The sequence below is a fragment of the Chryseobacterium sp. HR92 genome, from assembly GCF_045689405.1.
Taxonomy (GTDB): Bacteria; Bacteroidota; Bacteroidia; order Flavobacteriales; family Weeksellaceae; genus Chryseobacterium; species Chryseobacterium viscerum_A.
Genome location: NZ_CP139139.1, coordinates 1,504,330 through 1,520,139, shown reverse-complemented (window position 1 = coordinate 1,520,139; position 15,810 = coordinate 1,504,330). Strand labels below are relative to the sequence as shown.

Here is a 15,810-nt window from a genome sequence, read left to right as displayed (position 1 = left end):
AAAAAAAATAAAAAAACTATTATGAGAAGACTTCCCGTATATTTACTTCTGGATACATCAGGCTCAATGACCGGTGAGCCCATTGAAGCTGTTAAAAACGGAGTTCAGATGATGCTTCATTCACTCCGTCAGAATCCTCAGGCCATAGAAACAGCTTATGTAAGTATCATTACTTTCGACAGTCAGGCCAATCAACTTATTCCTTTAACTGATCTTGCCTCTTTTCAAATGCTTGACTTAAAAGCTTCTGGAACAACATCATTAGGAGCTGCCTTAAGCCTTTTAGCAGATAAAATGCACTCAGAAATTATTAAAACAACATCAGAACAAAAAGGAGACTGGAAACCCTTAACTTTTATCATGACTGATGGTGTACCTACTGATAACTGGCAATCCGGGTATCAGAAACTAAAATCCGTCAATAAAGGGCTGATTGTAGGATGTGCTGCCGGACAGGGAGCAGATGATGCTGTGTTAAAACAGATTACCGAAGCTACAGTAAGATTAGATAATGCAGATTCTGAAAGTATTTCAAAATTCTTTAAGTGGGTAACAGCATCTATTTCAACCACTTCAACCAAAGTGGAAACAACAGGAGTAGAACTGGCAGGAATAGATCAGCTGCCTCCACCACCATCTGAACTGGTAATTGTGGCTTAGATATGAACAGAAGATTATTGGCTTACTTCCTGTTGGATACTTCCGGCTCAATGAGAGGAGAACCGATACAGGCACTTAATAATGGCTTCAACGGGCTTATCAGTATGCTTCGGTCAGATCCGCAAGCAATGGAATCTCTTCATATAAGTGTTATCACTTACAATCGTGAAGTGAACAATATTGTGCCTCTTATTGATCTTGCAAGTTATCAGCCTGTAGAAATAACATGTCCGGACAGCGGCCCCACGCATACAGGGGCAGCCCTTGCCATGATGTGCGATCTTGTCAGTAAAGAAATAGTAAAAGGCTCCCTGATCCGTAAAGGGGACTGGAAGCCTTTACTCTTTGTTTTCACGGATGGGAAACCATCTGATATTCAAAAGTACAGAGAAATAATTCCCAATGTTAAAAAGCTTGATTTCGGAGTTATTGTAGGTTGTGCTGCCGGTCCTGAAGCAGAAATAAGTTTTTTGCAGGAACTTACCTGTCATGTTGTTAAACTTGAATCTACGGATGCCAGTACACTGGCTACTTTCTTTAAGTGGGTAAGCACTTCCATTGAAATGGGTGGGAGATCTCAGGGAACCGGAGAAACAATAATATTGCCTCCATCACCAGCAGAGCTCAATATTATTGTATAAAATATAACGATTGTCTGACTGACATTTCAGCATCATTGAAAAAAACAGAAAAAATCCGGGATTGAATTTCAAAAGATGGATTTTATGGAAACAGAACATGAGAATAATATGGAAACATTTTTAAAAGACATTCTAAAAGATTTTGAGATTGAAGAAAATAAGATTGTAGAAACCACGATCTCCAAACTCATACAAAATGCAAAAGTAAGTGACCTTGAAAAATCAATGCATTCAATAAAAAAACAGGTTTTAGAAATTTTCAATATGTACAGAGATAAAGAGGAGTTTAAAGAAAAATATATTGCTATTCCCAATGCCAATGCAAAAAAAGAATATCAATATTCATTCAATACAGATGAGTTTCCGAATATAGTTATCCGTGAAATTAAAAATCTGGATATTGTAGGACTGCAGTTTGATCATGAAAAATCTTGCATTACAGGAATTCCCATGATGGCTAATACTATTGATATTCAAATTGTATTTTATAACAGAAATGATAAAAATGAAACGGATGACATTAAAATCATCCCATTTGTAGTCAATGCAGACCCAAAAGATCTTTGGATAGATAAACCCAGTGATAAAGGCAGTAGATTTGCCAAATCTGATACCGCTACTCTGTCTGCAAAATTTCTGGATAAAAAAATTGTGATTGCTTCAAAAAGAGGTCGTTCGCATGCCCATGCAGGGACATTCAGAGATGATGATTTTAATCTACTTGAATTACCTAACAACTGGACTGTTGTTGCTGTAGCTGATGGAGCCGGATCTGCTCAATATGCACGAATGGGTTCAAAAATAGCAACAGAATATATCACAAAAAGCTTTGATGATACTGAACTGCTACAGCAGCTTTCTGAACACATCATTGATTTTTTTAGTGAACACTCAGTAAAAGAACCAGAAAAAACAGAGCCCAAAAATATCATTGATGATATTCCGCAAGAGAATAAAGATAAAAACGAAAATTTGGATGAAGACCACAGATTGCAAAAAAAATCAGCCATCATCAATATTCTTTATAAAAATGTAAGAAATCTTCATCATGAGCTTAAAAATTTTGCCGGTCAGGAGTCTTTACATATCAAAGATCTCAATACTACAATCATCTTTGCCCTGATAAAAAAATTTGATTTTGGCTATGTGATACTTAGCTTTGGAGTGGGTGACTGTCCTATTAATATCATGACTGATCAGCATGAAAAAGTACAACTTTTAAACTTTCTTGATGTAGGTGACGTAGGAGGCGCCACCCGTTTTATTACCATGGGAGAAATATTTTCAAACCCGGATATGGGAGCACGCTTTGGTATCAACTGTTTTGAAGATTTCTCAAAATTATTCCTAATGACAGATGGAATATATGACCCTAAATTCCTGGTAGAAAGCAAATTGGAAAACATTGACAACTGGAAAGAATTTCTAAGAGATCTTGATGGTGAGAATGAAGAACTGGTGAAAGTTGACTTTGAAGAAGACTCTGATATTGAAACCCAACTCCTTCATTGGATGGACTTTTGGAGCAAGGGGAATCATGATGACAGAACACTCGCTATAATTTACTGAGATGAATATTATAAAGGTAAAATCAGTCATTGATCCATCAAAAAGTTACGAATACGTAGATGATGGAAATCCTAAAATGGGAGGTGTAAAAGATGTCTATTTTTCACCAGACAAAAGATACGTTGTAGCTTTCTTTCGTGATTTTATTGATTTTAATCATAAAGAAAGTATCAAAAAAATTGTTACTCTCTATCATAACAACATCAAAAACGGAAATTCATCTGAATATTTTTTAGATGAAATCTACAGATGGCCTTATGATGCAGTAGAGAAAGATGGAAAATGGGGAGTAATTGTTCCTTTCTATAATGGAAAGTTCTTCTTTAAAAAAGGATATACGGCCAATGAAACGATCAAAAATGGAGAGAAAATCGGAAAATGGTTCACCACACCATCCTTTAGAAATAAACAATACCCACTGTCGCTGGATCGTTCTGAACTGGGAGACTGGTTGAGTTATTTTCAGGTCGCTATTAATATCTCCAGAGGAGTAAAAAAAATGCACCAAATGGGATTGGCTCATTCAGACCTTTCTTATAATAATGTGCTTGTAGACCCTGTCACAAAATCAGCATGCATCATAGATATTGATGGTCTGGTAGTACCAGGACTTATCCCTGCCAAAGTAATAGGAACTGCAGATTTTATAGCTCCCGAAGTTTTAAAAACCAAACATTTGAATATCGGAGATCCAAACAGGATTCTTCCCAATCAAAAAACAGATCTTCATGCCCTTCCTGTGCTTATCTATATGTATTTATTAAGGAGACATCCTTTCAGGGGAGGAAAAATCTGGGATCTCGATGCTGAAAAGGATGAAATATTGGCTATGGGAGAAAAAGCTGTTTTTATAGAACATCCTGAAAATCCCATTAACCGTGTAAAAACAGATCATCTCAAAAAATGGAATATGTTCTGGGGAGACCCTAAGAAATCACCTTTTACCATTACGGGACCTTATCTGACGGAACTCTTTAAAAAAGCGTTTATCGATGGTTTGCACAATCCTATTCTAAGGCCCATTGCCAATGAATGGGAAACAGCTCTTCTGAAAACCGTGGACCTGATACAACCCTGCAGCAATCCGGATTGTGATGAAAAGTGGTATGTCTTTGACAATACCTCTGCTCCCAAATGTCCTTTTTGCGATACTCCTCACAAAGGAAGTTTACCCGTCATTGATCTATATTATAAATTTAAAGATAATGTATGGAAACCTGAGAATCACAGACTGATGGTATACCATAATCAATATCTTTTTAAATGGCATGCGTCCAGGAAAGTAATCCGGAATGAAAGTCTCACCCCGGAAGATAAAAAACCTGTAGGTTATTTTACATTTTACCAAAACAAATGGATGCTAGTCAATCAGGGGTTGTCTTCCATGAAAGATCTTTCTGAGAATAAGGCTATCCCTATTAATTCTATGGTCGAAATCAAGGACGGAAAGAAAATTATGCTTTCTGATGAGGAAGGAGGAAGACTGATGTATATTACTTTAACCAATAATTAATTTTATTATGGATCAACAAAATATTATAGATTTACATCCAGGACTTATCTTCGGCTTTGCTTTGCTTATCATGATAATGCTGTTGCTGGATCTGGGTGTTTTTAATAAAAAAGCCCACAAAGTTTCTACTAAAGAAGCAACAGTATGGTCAGTCATCTGGATTTCACTATCAATGATTTTTTCAGGTGTTATCTACTGGATATTCAATCAGGATGAAGGAGGTAATGCACTGGCCTTTGAAAAGTTCACACAGTTTCAGGCTGCCTACTGGATAGAGAAAGCACTTTCTGTAGATAATCTGTTTGTTTTTATTCTTGTTTTCAGCTTTTTTAAAGTACCCAAACATTTGCATCATAAAGTATTGTTCTGGGGAATTATTGGGGCTTTAATTTTCAGAGCTATATTTATATTTGCCGGTATTGGAATCATACAGTTAACTTATCTTCCTGAAATACAGATATTCGGTAAAGCAGTACAGATCAATATTGTAATGACGTTGTTTGGTCTATTTCTGATATATGCCGGAGTAAAGTCGTGGGGAGAAGGAGATGATGATGATGAAAAAGACTTCAGTAATACTGCTGGTGCAAAACTTATAAAAAAATGCTGGAAAGTTTCCGATAACTATGTAGAGGATAGGTTTTTCACCATTCAGAACGGCGTTAAAATGGCTACTCCCCTCCTGATTGTAGTAGCTGTTATTGAATTTACTGATGTTTTATTCGCTGTTGATTCCATTCCTGCTATTTTTGCTATTTCAAAAGATCCTTTTATTCTCTATACCTCTAATATTTTTGCCATTCTGGGCTTAAGATCGTTATATTTCTTACTGGCAAATTTTATTCATATGTTTAGCAAACTGCCTTACGGGCTGGCTGTTATCTTAAGCTTTATTGGAGTTAAAATGCTGATATCTCCGTGGGTTCATATTCCATCACCCATATCTTTGGGAGTTGTTGCCGGAATACTCATTCTCTCAGTTCTTATATCTCTTCTTTTTCCACAGAAAGAAGCAGCAACTTAAACTGACAGCTATAAAACTACTATTGAAAAAATGTTGTATTCACTAGGGATAACATTTTTTCAATAGTTTAATAGGCTAAATCAGAACTCACTTTAAATTTCTACCCAATTCCTTAACTTTTCTCAGCCATTGAACCCGTTGCTCATCTTTAGAATTTCGGATGATCCCGATATAAGTTATCTTAACCGGTTTTACTCCGCAGTATTCCAGTATAGACTTTCTAAGCTGATTGACGCTGGGTCTTCCAAAAAACAAACGGTAATACCAACCCGGCTGGTCTAATGTGGTGATTATATGTGCTGTTTTTCCTTTTAAAAGCTTATCCCACCATACAGAATTCTCACGGTATTTATAGGCCAGCCCTGGTAAGAAAAGGCGGTCTATGAATCCTTTCATCAAAGCCGGAAATCCTCCCCACCAAACGGGATGCACCCAAACCAGATGATCTGCCCACTGAATAATTTCCCATGCTTTCATCAGATCCGGTTCAAGCTCCATTCTTTTCTGATATCCAAATTGCAGATTAGGATTAAAATTTAAATCCCGGATGACAATTTCCTTTACTTCAGCTCCTGATTCTACAGCTCCTGCCTTATAAGCTTCTGCAATCCCAAAGTTGAAAGAATTTTTATTCGGATGTCCATTGATAATCGCTATTTTTTTCATTGTGTGACATTGATATTGATAGTTTCATAGGTATGAAGCTGTGTCATTAATGATAAAGGTTCATGAAGCTGATGGCTGAAATACACATTGTTTTCATGCGGATTTCTCAGCAGCTCTTCGGTATGTAAAACAGCAGATAAAGCAGTAAGTTCTGCCTGCCCTTTCATACTTCTTAAACTCAGTTTCTTCTGACCTTCTTTATCTTTCACCACAATTTCAAACACAGACTGATCTCCGTTTCCACTGGATCCAAAAATCATTTTTCTTTCTTTTAATGATAAAATATTGAATATTCTCAGATACTGAAAGGATCCCAGCAGCCAGGTAATGAATTTCGAGTTATAAGTCATCTTTACACTTACTCCGGGAATTCGTTCCACTTTATTAAGAATATAGAGATCCGGCACATCAAAATTATAAGCCTTTCTCTCTCCTATTCCAAAAGAGAATTTAAAAGATTCTGTGTCCAAAAAATGTCTGATGGAAACAGGTTTGTCATTCTTATAATGTACAAAAGGAACGGCTACGTTTTCTGCCATAAAATGGGCTGAACTTTCCCCTGCCAGGTCTTTTACAGAATAATATACAAAAACCTTTACTTCCTTGATATCATCTGAATGGGAAAGGGTATTGACTAATCCCGGTACAATTCCGCCCATCCAGCCTGAACTGAAGATTATTCTGCTGTTTACGTCTGATTTTCCAGCAATATCGTAGGCCTTAACCAAAGCTGGAGTAGGTTTTGTAATGTCCAGATAATCTATATGATGAGTAATAGCAAAACGAAGTACATGATCTTCTTTATCATTCACGGAAAGAATGATGAGATCTATTTTTTTCTCAGAGATCACTTTAAAAGAGGAAGGATCTGTGACATCGATCTTTAGATCTTTGTCTGTTTTCCCACCTTTTCTTCCCCCTATAAAAACAGTAAAATGAGGATTTCTTGATTTCAGAATTCGGGAAATTGTCTTTCCTACCAATCCATTTCCACCAATAATCAGAATATTTTGCTCCATAATTTTTTTTGACAAAAATAGAGCGCCCCTGTTTCAACGAGCAGGACAAATGTCTAAAAAGAAATTTCCTTTCTGATACGGCTTAAGTGACGTTGTGTAATTCCAAGGTAAGAAGCCAGATACTGCAATGGTATGTTTTGAATATAATCAGGATGATTCTTTAATAATGTTTCATACCGCTGGGCTGCGCTATCTCTCTGAAGCTGAAAAAACCTTGTTTCAAGTTCAAGATACTCCTGTTCTGCAATGATCTTTAAAAATTTCGTCCAGTTAATGCTATTCTTTACCAGCTCATCTACTGCTTCTTTTTTAAGGATAATCAGCTCTGCATTGGTAATGGCCTGCATGCTTTCTTTACTCGGACACCCTGAAATAAATGATGAATAGGCAGCGATCATATGATTGGGAAATCTGAAGCAATAAGTCATATCTTTTCCTTCATCTGAAGTATAAAAGGAACGGAAGATACCGGATTTCACCAATCCTACTTCCTTGCAAAGTTCTCCTTCCTGTATGAAATAATCATTTTTATTGATGAATCTGAACTCGGAAAACTTCAAAAATTCTTCAATTTCACCTTCTGAAAACAGATTAAAGCTTCTAAAATAATCCTGTATTATCATTCTTAAAAATAAGGGGTTTTAATGAATCACGAAAATAGATAAAATCAGGATAAAAAATGAATGCAAACTTCTTTATCAACGCAAAGTTTTTATTTTTATAGAATTTTATTCCAAGAGAGCAAAGGTGGAAACTATCTCAAAAGTGAAATAATTTGGCTTTTGTCATTGATTACGTCGAATCTTCGATTTCTGACGAAGGAAGAATCTCATAAATAACCAGAAGTATGAGATTCTTCACTACATTGTTGAACTACGCTCGCAGACCTTCAGTCTGTGTTCAGGATGACACTTTTGAAAAGCCTCTTTTTAAACGGATGCATGTGTCGTGGGAACTTATCTGACAAATTTCAATTAACAGCAAAAAAAAATCACCTCAGGACGAGATGATTTACCGTTTTGAATTTACTTGAGTTATTTATGAAGATATGAATGATGTTTTGTTGGTACAAAGATAAATCAGCCCCGGTTTTTATCCATCAGTAGAATCCCTAGAATTATATCCGTAAAAATACGGTTGTATAAAAAGAAAAGCCCTGCAGGAAATACCTTACAGGACTTTGGTTTATCTAACAATTCTTTTGTTTAATATTTAAAGATCAAGGTTTAAAGTTATGATTGTCATTTACTTTCCACCTTTGAATTTTTATTAAAGGGGGCTTACCAATTGCAGGAACCATTCTTTAACTTCCCCATCCAGATAAGGAGCAAGCTTTTCTTCACATGTTTTATGGTAGCCGTTCAGCCATGCGATTTCGCTTTCTGAAAGGATTTCTTTTACTACAGTATCTTTGAAGAACGGGCAGAATGTCAATGTTTCAAATTCATAGAATGTTCCGTGAATTGTTTTTTCCGCTTCTTTTACTGCGATCAGGTTTTCATGACGGATTCCATAATGTCCTTCAAGGTAATATCCAGGTTCGTTTGAACATACCATTCCCGGAAGAAGTTCCTGAGGATTCAGGTCTTTTCTGATGTTTTGCGGTCCTTCATGTACATTCATGAAACTTCCTACACCGTGCCCTGTCCCGTGGTTGAAGTCTTTGCCTTCCATCCATAAAGGAAGTCTTGCAATAGCATCAAGATGTACTCCTTTTGTTCCTTTCGGGAATTTCACCATTGATAAACGGATCAATCCCTGTAATACCAATGTTGAGTTTCTTTTAAACTCTTCTGAAGGAGTTCCCAAGGCAAAAGTTCTTGTAATATCTGTGGTTCCTTCAAGGTACTGGCCTCCTGAATCTACCAGGATTGTTTCCTCGTTGGTCACTTCTTTGCTTCCTTCTTTTTTGGCAGAATAGTGCATGATAGCCCCATTATCTTTGTATCCAACGATAGAACCGAAGCTTTCTCCTACAAAATTTTCACCTTCTGCACGGAATCCTCTCAGTTTCTGACCGATAGAATATTCATTCATAGCTTCTTTTCCGGCATTGTGCGTTAACCAATACAGGAATTTCACCATAGCTACTCCGTCTCTTACCATTACTTTTCTGAAACCTTCCAGCTCAGCTTCATTTTTCTGGGCTTTCATCAGGTTACCCGGAACCGGAGCTTTGATAAACTGGTTATCTGCTTTTAAGGTTTCAAAAATCTGCTGGTTGCTGTTGGGAGAAACCAGTACTTTTTCATTTCTAAATGTCTTCAGGTAATTGTAGAATTCTTCGTAAGGCATCATTTTCACAAAGGAATCATCCATTTGCTTTCTTGCTCCTACTTCCATTTTTTCCAATCCTGTGAAGAGTACCGCATCATTTTTAGTGATCACAATATATCCTAAAAATACGGGATTACTTTCTACATCACTTCCTCTCAGGTTGGCTGTCCATGCTACATCATCCAGACTTGATATGATATGTACGGTGGCTTCCTGATCCTCCATTTTCTGGCGGATGGCAGCAATTTTATCAGAAACAGATTTACCTGCTCTTTCCACCGGATGTACAAAAATAGGATTGGCAGATGGAGTTCCTCTTTCTTTCCAGACTTCTTTTAAAAGCGGAAAATCTACTAGTGTAATATTTTTTGAATTAAATTTTTGAGAAAGCAGTTCCCAGTTGGCATTAGAAGCTGCTAAAGCATTTACGGCCACTTTACCGCCTGAAGGGATTTCCGAAATAATCCAGTCGATATAGTTGGGAGTTCCTTCCATACCATCTTTGAAAAGGTCAATTCCTGAACCGTCCAGCTCAATCGCGGCTTGAGTAAAGTATCTTCCGTCTGTCCAAAGTCCCGCTTTGTCTTTGGTAACTACCACAAAACCAGCAGAACCTAAGAAACCTGACAACCAAGCTCTCTCCTGCCATTCTTCAGGAAGATATTCGCTCATATGCGGATCTGCAGAATATACTATAAATGCATCAACATTATTTTTCTGCATTTCTTCACGAAGCGCAGCAACTTTTTCCTTTGAAGTCATTCTTTTCTTTTTTAAACACCGAAAGTTACGAAAAATTTGAAGTCTGAAGCTGAAATCTTCCGGCTATTTTTCTTAATAATCTGTTATTTTAGCAGGAATTCTTTTTGAAGGAATGTACATTGGCTGGTTCGGAATGACAGATGCATTTATAATTTAAAAAACATTAAAACTTTAAACATATTGAATAAAATAAATCATTTTCATCTAAAAAAAACTACCACATTATCAAAATAATAAAGTTTTGGAAAGATTATTGCTGTAATCTACTCCATGAAACAGCAGAACTACAATAACCACAGGAAATTTTATCCACCCCATCATTTTATCTATCTTCCTTTGCTCATCATATTGGAGATTTTCGGAATTTATAAAATCTGGGATGATCCGGGAAATCAGCTGACATGGATTCTGTTTTCTATTGTGATTTTTCTGCTTTTTTATCTGGCATTTATGACACGGCAGCATTATGCACTGGGGCTTCAGAACCGAATGGTGATTCTGGAATTTCAGCAGCGGTATTTTGAAATCTTCAATAAAAGATCGGATGAAACTGTTGAAAAACTGAGATTTGATCAGATTGCTGCATTGAGATTTACCTATGATGAAGAGTTCAAGGAGCTTTTATACAGAGCTCTTCATGAAAACATCTCAGGAGATGAAATTAAAAGGTCTATCAAAAAATGGAGGGCTGACCGACTCAGAATCTAACACCTCAACAAATATATACTTATGAAAAAGTGGAGCTTTTACAGTATTACGATATTAAGTTTGTTGACACTCACAAGTTGTGAAGCAGTAGAAACAATTTTTAAGGCAGGAATGTGGTGGGGAATTCTCTTAGTCTGTGTAATAGCAGGGATTCTTTTACTGATTTTTTCGAGGGGTAAAAACTCTTAACCATGCTTTATGGAGAAGAACACAGACTTGGAGATGATTTCTCACCTTAAGCCTTCAAAAATTGTTAAAATAATGAAGGACCCGGAAGCTTCTGCAAAGGCGGTACATCTTGTATATACCACCGATGCAGAAACCGCCGGAATTACCCGTAAGAAAACAGGAAAGAAATATTCCTATTATAAAGACGGTGAAAAGATAAAGGATAAAGAAGAAATTACAAGGATCAATAAACTTGTGATTCCGCCTGCCTGGGAAAATGTATGGATCTGTGCACTGGAAAACGGACATCTTCAGGCAACAGGTTTTGATGTCAGGAAAAGAAAACAATACCGCTACCATCCTCTTTGGAGTGCTTTAAGAAATCATACAAAATTTTACAGGATGCTTCAGTTCGGATATGCATTACCAGACATCCGGCTTCAGGTAGAACAGGATCTTACTCTGAGAAATTTTGAGAAACGGAAAATCCTGGCTTTAATTGTAAGCCTTATGCAAAGAACCAACATTCGTATCGGCAATAATATTTACGAAAAATTATATGGCTCTTTTGGATTGACAACCTTAAAAGGTAAACATGTTCAAGTAAAAGGACAAAAGATTACTTTTTCTTTTAAAGGAAAAAAAGGTATTATGCATAACGTTGATCTTAAAAGTAAAAGGCTGGCAAGACTCATCCAGAAATGTAAGGATATTCCCGGGAAAGAGCTTTTCCAATATTTTGACGACGAAGGAAACCGTCATTCTATAGATTCGGGAATGGTGAATGAGTATATAAAAGAAATAAGCGGTGAAGATTTTACGGCTAAGGATTTCAGAACCTGGTCCGGAACGGTAAGCGCTCTGATCGCTTTTAAAGAAATCGGATATGCAGAAAATGATACTCAGTATAAAAAGAAAGTAAAAGAGGCCTTGGAGATTGTTGCAGAAAACTTGGGAAATACATCGGCTGTCTGCAGAAAATATTATGTTCATCCTTTAGTTATTAACCTTTACGAAAACAATACAATCAAAAAATATCTTGACGAACTGGAAATTATAGAAGAAAATGATGGAAAAGCTGATCTGACAAAAGAGGAAAGGCTGGTACTGAAAATTCTGGAAAACGAGAGAATGTAGGGAATTTTCGGTCAATAGTGAATGGTGAATCTGCTTCGCAGTGAATTTTTATACTACACTTCATGAATTCTATTGACTTTTCACTTGCGTAGCAGATTCACCATTGACATCAAAATCTTTATTCTTTACATCAAACTGAAATCCTGCTGCTGCTCAAAAACTGAGTTCTGTACTCCTTCGGGGTAATGCCTGCAATTTTTTTGAAAAGCTGGGTAAAATGAGAAGCGGTATGAAAATTCAGCTCATAAGCAATTTCTGCAATATCTTTACTGGAGTGAAGTAATGCTTTGCTGTAATTGATATCAATTTCATTGATCCACTGTTTTGGTGATTTCTGGGTTACACCCTTTACACATTTATTCAGATAGCTTTCTGTTACAGACAGTTTATCGGCATAAAATGCTACTCTCTTTTCCCCCACATGATATTTAAACAAAAGATCCCGAAACTGAAGGGACAATTCCATAGGACGTGTCGCTGATTTGTGATGAGTATCAGAGTCTGTGCTCAGCATTTTGATTAAAACAAGATGAAGCATCGTCACTACTACATCATTGATATTGAGATTATTTAGCCACAATTCCTGCTCCATAATGGGAAGAAGCTGTGTAATGGTGCCGTAGGTCAGGCTGTCAAGATTCAGGAAGGGAGTCATGAAAAATATGCTGCTTTTATGCTTGGGCAGTTCCTGTTCGGAGAGGATATTATTTTCATAAGCAAGGAAGAAACCTTCAATATCGTCTGATAACTCAACCGTTGCCGTAATGGTACCCTGCTTGATGAAGATAACCCCGCCTTTTTCAGCATGATATTCTTTATTTTCAAGGTATTGTCTGATATGGCCGTTTGTAACGAAAATAATAAAATTGAACGTTGTACGGTACGGAATCACCGGCATCAGAATTCCTTTCAGATAGTTTTCTATCCGATACAGCTGTATATCAGCATTATTGGCTAATATCTTGTCCGTAATATTCGGAAGAAAAAGCTTTTTATATTGAAAATTGGATAGTACTTCCATAGTGAGTTGATTATTACAAATTTAATGCGGAAATTGGAGATTTGGATGTTTTTTATTGTATTATGTCAGGTGTATAATGTACAATGTATGGCCATCTTTGAAAACAATAATAACATATTAATTATCTGCTATTTATACTTTCAAAAAAATAATTACCAGCGCAACATTATACATTATACATTATACATTATACATTATACATTATACATTATACATTATACATTATACATTACTTTAAAACTTATAATACACTCCTACTCTCACTCCAAAAGGACTTCCCGGGGTGTAAGTAAGGTCTGTAACTGGTTCCGCTTCTCCTTTTAGCTGAGTTTCTGTTGCAAACTGGGCTTCGTTCCATTTCACGTTGAAAAGGTTGTTCAACTGAACATTTGCGCCCCATTTCTGGCGGTTATAGGAAAGCATAAGATCATTGACAAAGTAAGATTTCGTTCTGATGCTGTTATCCTCTACAGCGGGTCTTGCTCCAAGATATCTGTACTGAAGTCCTAAAGAAAAACCATGCAGGAAATCCCAGTTTACAGATCCTGTACTGGTGACTACCGGAGCTAATGGAACGTAATCCTGACCTTTTTCTTCTTCGGTAAATCTTGCATGAGAGTAATTGATATCCGCATTCAGATAAAAGTTTTCCAATGGCTGAAAACGCACTCCAAGATCGGCACCGAAGCGTCTTGATTTTCCGGAAGGCTCTACTACTGCATCATCTCCTACATAGACAAATTCCTGCTGAAGATCCATATACCATAATGCCGGAGTGATGATCAAGGATTTGAATGGGTGTAATCTCACCCCGAAATCTGCTCCAATAGAATATGGAAGGGTATTTTCATTTTTATTGGGAACCACTACTCTCAGGTCATTGGAGTGAAAACCCATTCCCGTTTTCAGGAACCACATCACATTATCATTCTGGGCATATGAAAAGTTAAGTTTCGGGCTCAGTCTTGTTGCTTCTTTTGACTGTCCGGACGGTAATTGTTCTGCATCCAAAAGATTGTGCATATTAAAGATAAAATGATCTACTCTCAAAGCCGGATTAATGGTCCATTTTCCGGTTTTCCATACCAGTCCTGAGTATGCATGAAGATTGGTTTCTGTTCCTGTCACGTCTGATAATTTATCAAGCAGCATATCTCTGTGATAAACGTGGTTAAGCTGTAGCGTATTGATATCATCATTTCTTAATCCAATTCCAGAAGTCCAGTTTAAAGAGCTGTTGGCCAGGGTGAAAGTTTTGGTATATTTTACTTCGGCACCGTAGATATTTCTTCCGTCAGTCTGCTGAATTTCGTCGCCATGATCTTTATCTTTTAAATTAAAGGTGAAATCAGAATACAGATTGAAATTATACTTTGAATAGAAAGCCATGGCATCAATCTGTTCGGAAGGAGAAATAATATGCTTGAAGTTCATCTGAAGGTTTGTTCTGGATGTTTTTCCGCCTTCCGTAGGGTCTATACTTCCCCATCTCCCAATGATTCCTTCATCTACGGCACGTTCCGGAATCTGTCCGGAAGCATTCCACGAAGAATTGAATGTAGAGAACTGGATATTGAAATAATCGTTATCCGTAAGCCATTGATTGTATTTCCCGAAGATATTGACTCTGTTAAAATTCTGTTTTACATCAAAAGGTCCGTCTGTATAGTTGTATTCTGCTGCTATATACGCATTTTTTCGTCCCAGATCATCATGCAGAATATTGAACATTCCCAGGACTCTTTTTGAATTGAATGGGCCTCCTTCCAGCTTAATCATACTGTTTTTTAACCCATTGTATGTCTGAAAATCCACATATCCCGCTGTATTGAAGTCTCCGCGGTCCATATAATAAGCTCCTTTTCCAAAGTCTATATTATTAACAGTTTCAGGAATTACAAAGTGTAGATCAGAATATCCCTGACCATGAGCGTGAGAAACAATGTTCACCGGCATTCCGTCTACATTTACGCTTACATCGGTACCATGATCAGCATCAAATCCTCTTAAAAAAAGCTGTTCCGCCTTTCCACCACCCGCATGCTGTGCAATAAACAATCCCGGAACTTTTCTGAGCAGATCTTGTGCTGAGCTTACCGGAAATTTATTCAAATCAACCTTCGTTATAGCTGACAAAAACGAGCTGTGATTGATGGCTACTTCAGAAATCTGAAACGGCTTATGCTGTAAAAAAATAACTTTATTTTTATCTTCATCATTGGTCACCACCCATTTTACCTCATCGTATCCCGGACGGCTGATCAAAAGAGTATCAGGAAGGGATTTTACAGGAATGGCGAATCTACCGTCTGTTCCTGTATGAGTATGGTTGTTTCCGTTGTCATATTTTACCAAAGCATCTGCAATGGGAAATTTGTCATCTGCATCTTTTATCAGCAGCTGTTTTTCGGTTTCCTGCGCCATCATTTTTCCACTGAAAGCCATGACCAGAAATACGGCTGCTATTTTTGTTATTTTCATTTTTTTTATTTTTTTGTACAATGTATAATGTACGGTGTATAATGTATTATGATTTTAGAAATTGTAGGAATATCAATAGTGAATTTTGCTTCGCAAGTGAATCGTCAATTATCATAAAAGAACTTTAAACTCCCTTAAAACTCTCAAACCCTCCAACTCTCCAA

General features: G+C 36.9%; 13 protein-coding genes. 7 read left to right on the top strand and 6 right to left on the bottom strand.

All coding sequences use genetic code 11. From position 1 onward, the window contains the following. Nucleotides 1-21 precede the first annotated feature (21 nt). The 5 genes from SFA27_RS06870 to SFA27_RS06850 all read left to right on the top strand — a co-directional run bounded on the left by SFA27_RS06870 (nt 22) and on the right by SFA27_RS06850 (nt 5,407). Nucleotides 22-660, top strand: a complete 639-nt coding sequence (locus SFA27_RS06870; protein ID WP_047378398.1) for a VWA domain-containing protein — start codon at nt 22-24, stop codon at nt 658-660. A gap of 2 nt (nt 661-662) precedes the next feature. Further along, nucleotides 663-1,301, top strand: a complete 639-nt coding sequence (locus tag SFA27_RS06865) for a vWA domain-containing protein (protein ID WP_407297202.1) — start codon at nt 663-665, stop codon at nt 1,299-1,301. Nucleotides 1,302-1,385: 84 nt separating this feature from the next. Then, entirely contained in the window at nt 1,386-2,870 is a 1,485-nt protein-coding gene (locus tag SFA27_RS06860; RefSeq protein WP_407297200.1) for a protein phosphatase 2C domain-containing protein, read from the top strand. A gap of 1 nt (nt 2,871) precedes the next feature. After that, nucleotides 2,872-4,383 (top strand): helix-hairpin-helix domain-containing protein, encoded by a 1,512-nt coding sequence (locus tag SFA27_RS06855; protein WP_407297198.1) that lies wholly within the window; start codon nt 2,872-2,874, stop codon nt 4,381-4,383. A gap of 7 nt (nt 4,384-4,390) precedes the next feature. Next, entirely contained in the window at nt 4,391-5,407 is a 1,017-nt protein-coding gene (locus tag SFA27_RS06850; protein ID WP_407297196.1) for a TerC/Alx family metal homeostasis membrane protein, read from the top strand. Between the two features lie 87 nt (nt 5,408-5,494). Here the strand turns inward: SFA27_RS06850 and SFA27_RS06845 are convergent, their stop codons facing one another. The 4 genes from SFA27_RS06845 to SFA27_RS06830 all read right to left on the bottom strand — a co-directional run bounded on the left by SFA27_RS06845 (nt 5,495) and on the right by SFA27_RS06830 (nt 10,131). Continuing rightward, the gene (locus tag SFA27_RS06845) at nt 5,495-6,073 is read right to left on the bottom strand and encodes an NAD(P)H-dependent oxidoreductase (RefSeq protein WP_407297194.1); all 579 of its coding nucleotides are present in this window, start codon (nt 6,071-6,073) and stop codon (nt 5,495-5,497) included. After that, a complete protein-coding gene (locus SFA27_RS06840) occupies nt 6,070-7,092 on the bottom strand; it encodes a saccharopine dehydrogenase (RefSeq protein WP_047378403.1) in 1,023 nt (340 codons plus the stop codon). Before SFA27_RS06840 ends, SFA27_RS06845 begins: the two co-directional genes overlap by 4 nt. 53 nt (nt 7,093-7,145) lie before the next feature. Further along, entirely contained in the window at nt 7,146-7,712 is a 567-nt protein-coding gene (locus tag SFA27_RS06835) for a Crp/Fnr family transcriptional regulator (protein ID WP_081995550.1), read from the bottom strand. A gap of 649 nt (nt 7,713-8,361) precedes the next feature. Continuing rightward, nucleotides 8,362-10,131 carry an aminopeptidase P family protein gene (locus SFA27_RS06830; protein WP_047378406.1) on the bottom strand — a complete coding sequence of 590 codons (1,770 nt, stop codon included), beginning with the start codon at nt 10,129-10,131 and terminating at the stop codon, nt 8,362-8,364. 270 nt (nt 10,132-10,401) lie between these two features. Here SFA27_RS06830 and SFA27_RS06825 point away from each other — a divergent pair, with 270 nt between their 5' ends. Continuing rightward, nucleotides 10,402-10,839: a DUF6526 family protein gene (locus SFA27_RS06825; RefSeq protein ID WP_047378407.1), complete on the top strand. Its 438-nt coding sequence runs from the start codon at nt 10,402-10,404 to the stop codon at nt 10,837-10,839. A 198-nt stretch (nt 10,840-11,037) separates the two neighbouring features. Further along, the gene (locus SFA27_RS06820; protein WP_052184823.1) at nt 11,038-12,144 is read left to right on the top strand and encodes a DNA topoisomerase IB; all 1,107 of its coding nucleotides are present in this window, start codon (nt 11,038-11,040) and stop codon (nt 12,142-12,144) included. Between the two features lie 130 nt (nt 12,145-12,274). Here SFA27_RS06820 and SFA27_RS06815 read toward each other — a convergent pair whose 3' ends face one another. Further along, nucleotides 12,275-13,165: a helix-turn-helix domain-containing protein gene (locus SFA27_RS06815; protein ID WP_047378408.1), complete on the bottom strand. Its 891-nt coding sequence runs from the start codon at nt 13,163-13,165 to the stop codon at nt 12,275-12,277. A 234-nt stretch (nt 13,166-13,399) separates the two neighbouring features. Beyond that, nucleotides 13,400-15,646: a TonB-dependent receptor gene (locus SFA27_RS06810; protein WP_407297191.1), complete on the bottom strand. Its 2,247-nt coding sequence runs from the start codon at nt 15,644-15,646 to the stop codon at nt 13,400-13,402. Nucleotides 15,647-15,810: the final 164 nt, after the last annotated feature.

Bases quoted from the DNA above. Each gene is read 5' to 3' on its own strand.
- SFA27_RS06870 (WP_047378398.1), top strand. From the start codon at position 22: ATGAGAAGACTTCCCGTATATTTACTTCTGGATACATCAGGCTCAATG.
- SFA27_RS06865 (WP_407297202.1), top strand. From the start codon at position 663: ATGAACAGAAGATTATTGGCTTACTTCCTGTTGGATACTTCCGGCTCA.
- SFA27_RS06860 (WP_407297200.1), top strand. From the start codon at position 1,386: ATGGAAACAGAACATGAGAATAATATGGAAACATTTTTAAAAGACATT.
- SFA27_RS06855 (WP_407297198.1), top strand. From the start codon at position 2,872: ATGAATATTATAAAGGTAAAATCAGTCATTGATCCATCAAAAAGTTAC.
- SFA27_RS06850 (WP_407297196.1), top strand. From the start codon at position 4,391: ATGGATCAACAAAATATTATAGATTTACATCCAGGACTTATCTTCGGC.
- SFA27_RS06845 (WP_407297194.1), bottom strand. From the start codon at position 6,073: ATGAAAAAAATAGCGATTATCAATGGACATCCGAATAAAAATTCTTTC.
- SFA27_RS06840 (WP_047378403.1), bottom strand. From the start codon at position 7,092: ATGGAGCAAAATATTCTGATTATTGGTGGAAATGGATTGGTAGGAAAG.
- SFA27_RS06830 (WP_047378406.1), bottom strand. From the start codon at position 10,131: ATGACTTCAAAGGAAAAAGTTGCTGCGCTTCGTGAAGAAATGCAGAAA.
- SFA27_RS06825 (WP_047378407.1), top strand. From the start codon at position 10,402: ATGAAACAGCAGAACTACAATAACCACAGGAAATTTTATCCACCCCAT.
- SFA27_RS06820 (WP_052184823.1), top strand. From the start codon at position 11,038: ATGGAGAAGAACACAGACTTGGAGATGATTTCTCACCTTAAGCCTTCA.
- SFA27_RS06815 (WP_047378408.1), bottom strand. From the start codon at position 13,165: ATGGAAGTACTATCCAATTTTCAATATAAAAAGCTTTTTCTTCCGAAT.
- SFA27_RS06810 (WP_407297191.1), bottom strand. From the start codon at position 15,646: ATGAAAATAACAAAAATAGCAGCCGTATTTCTGGTCATGGCTTTCAGT.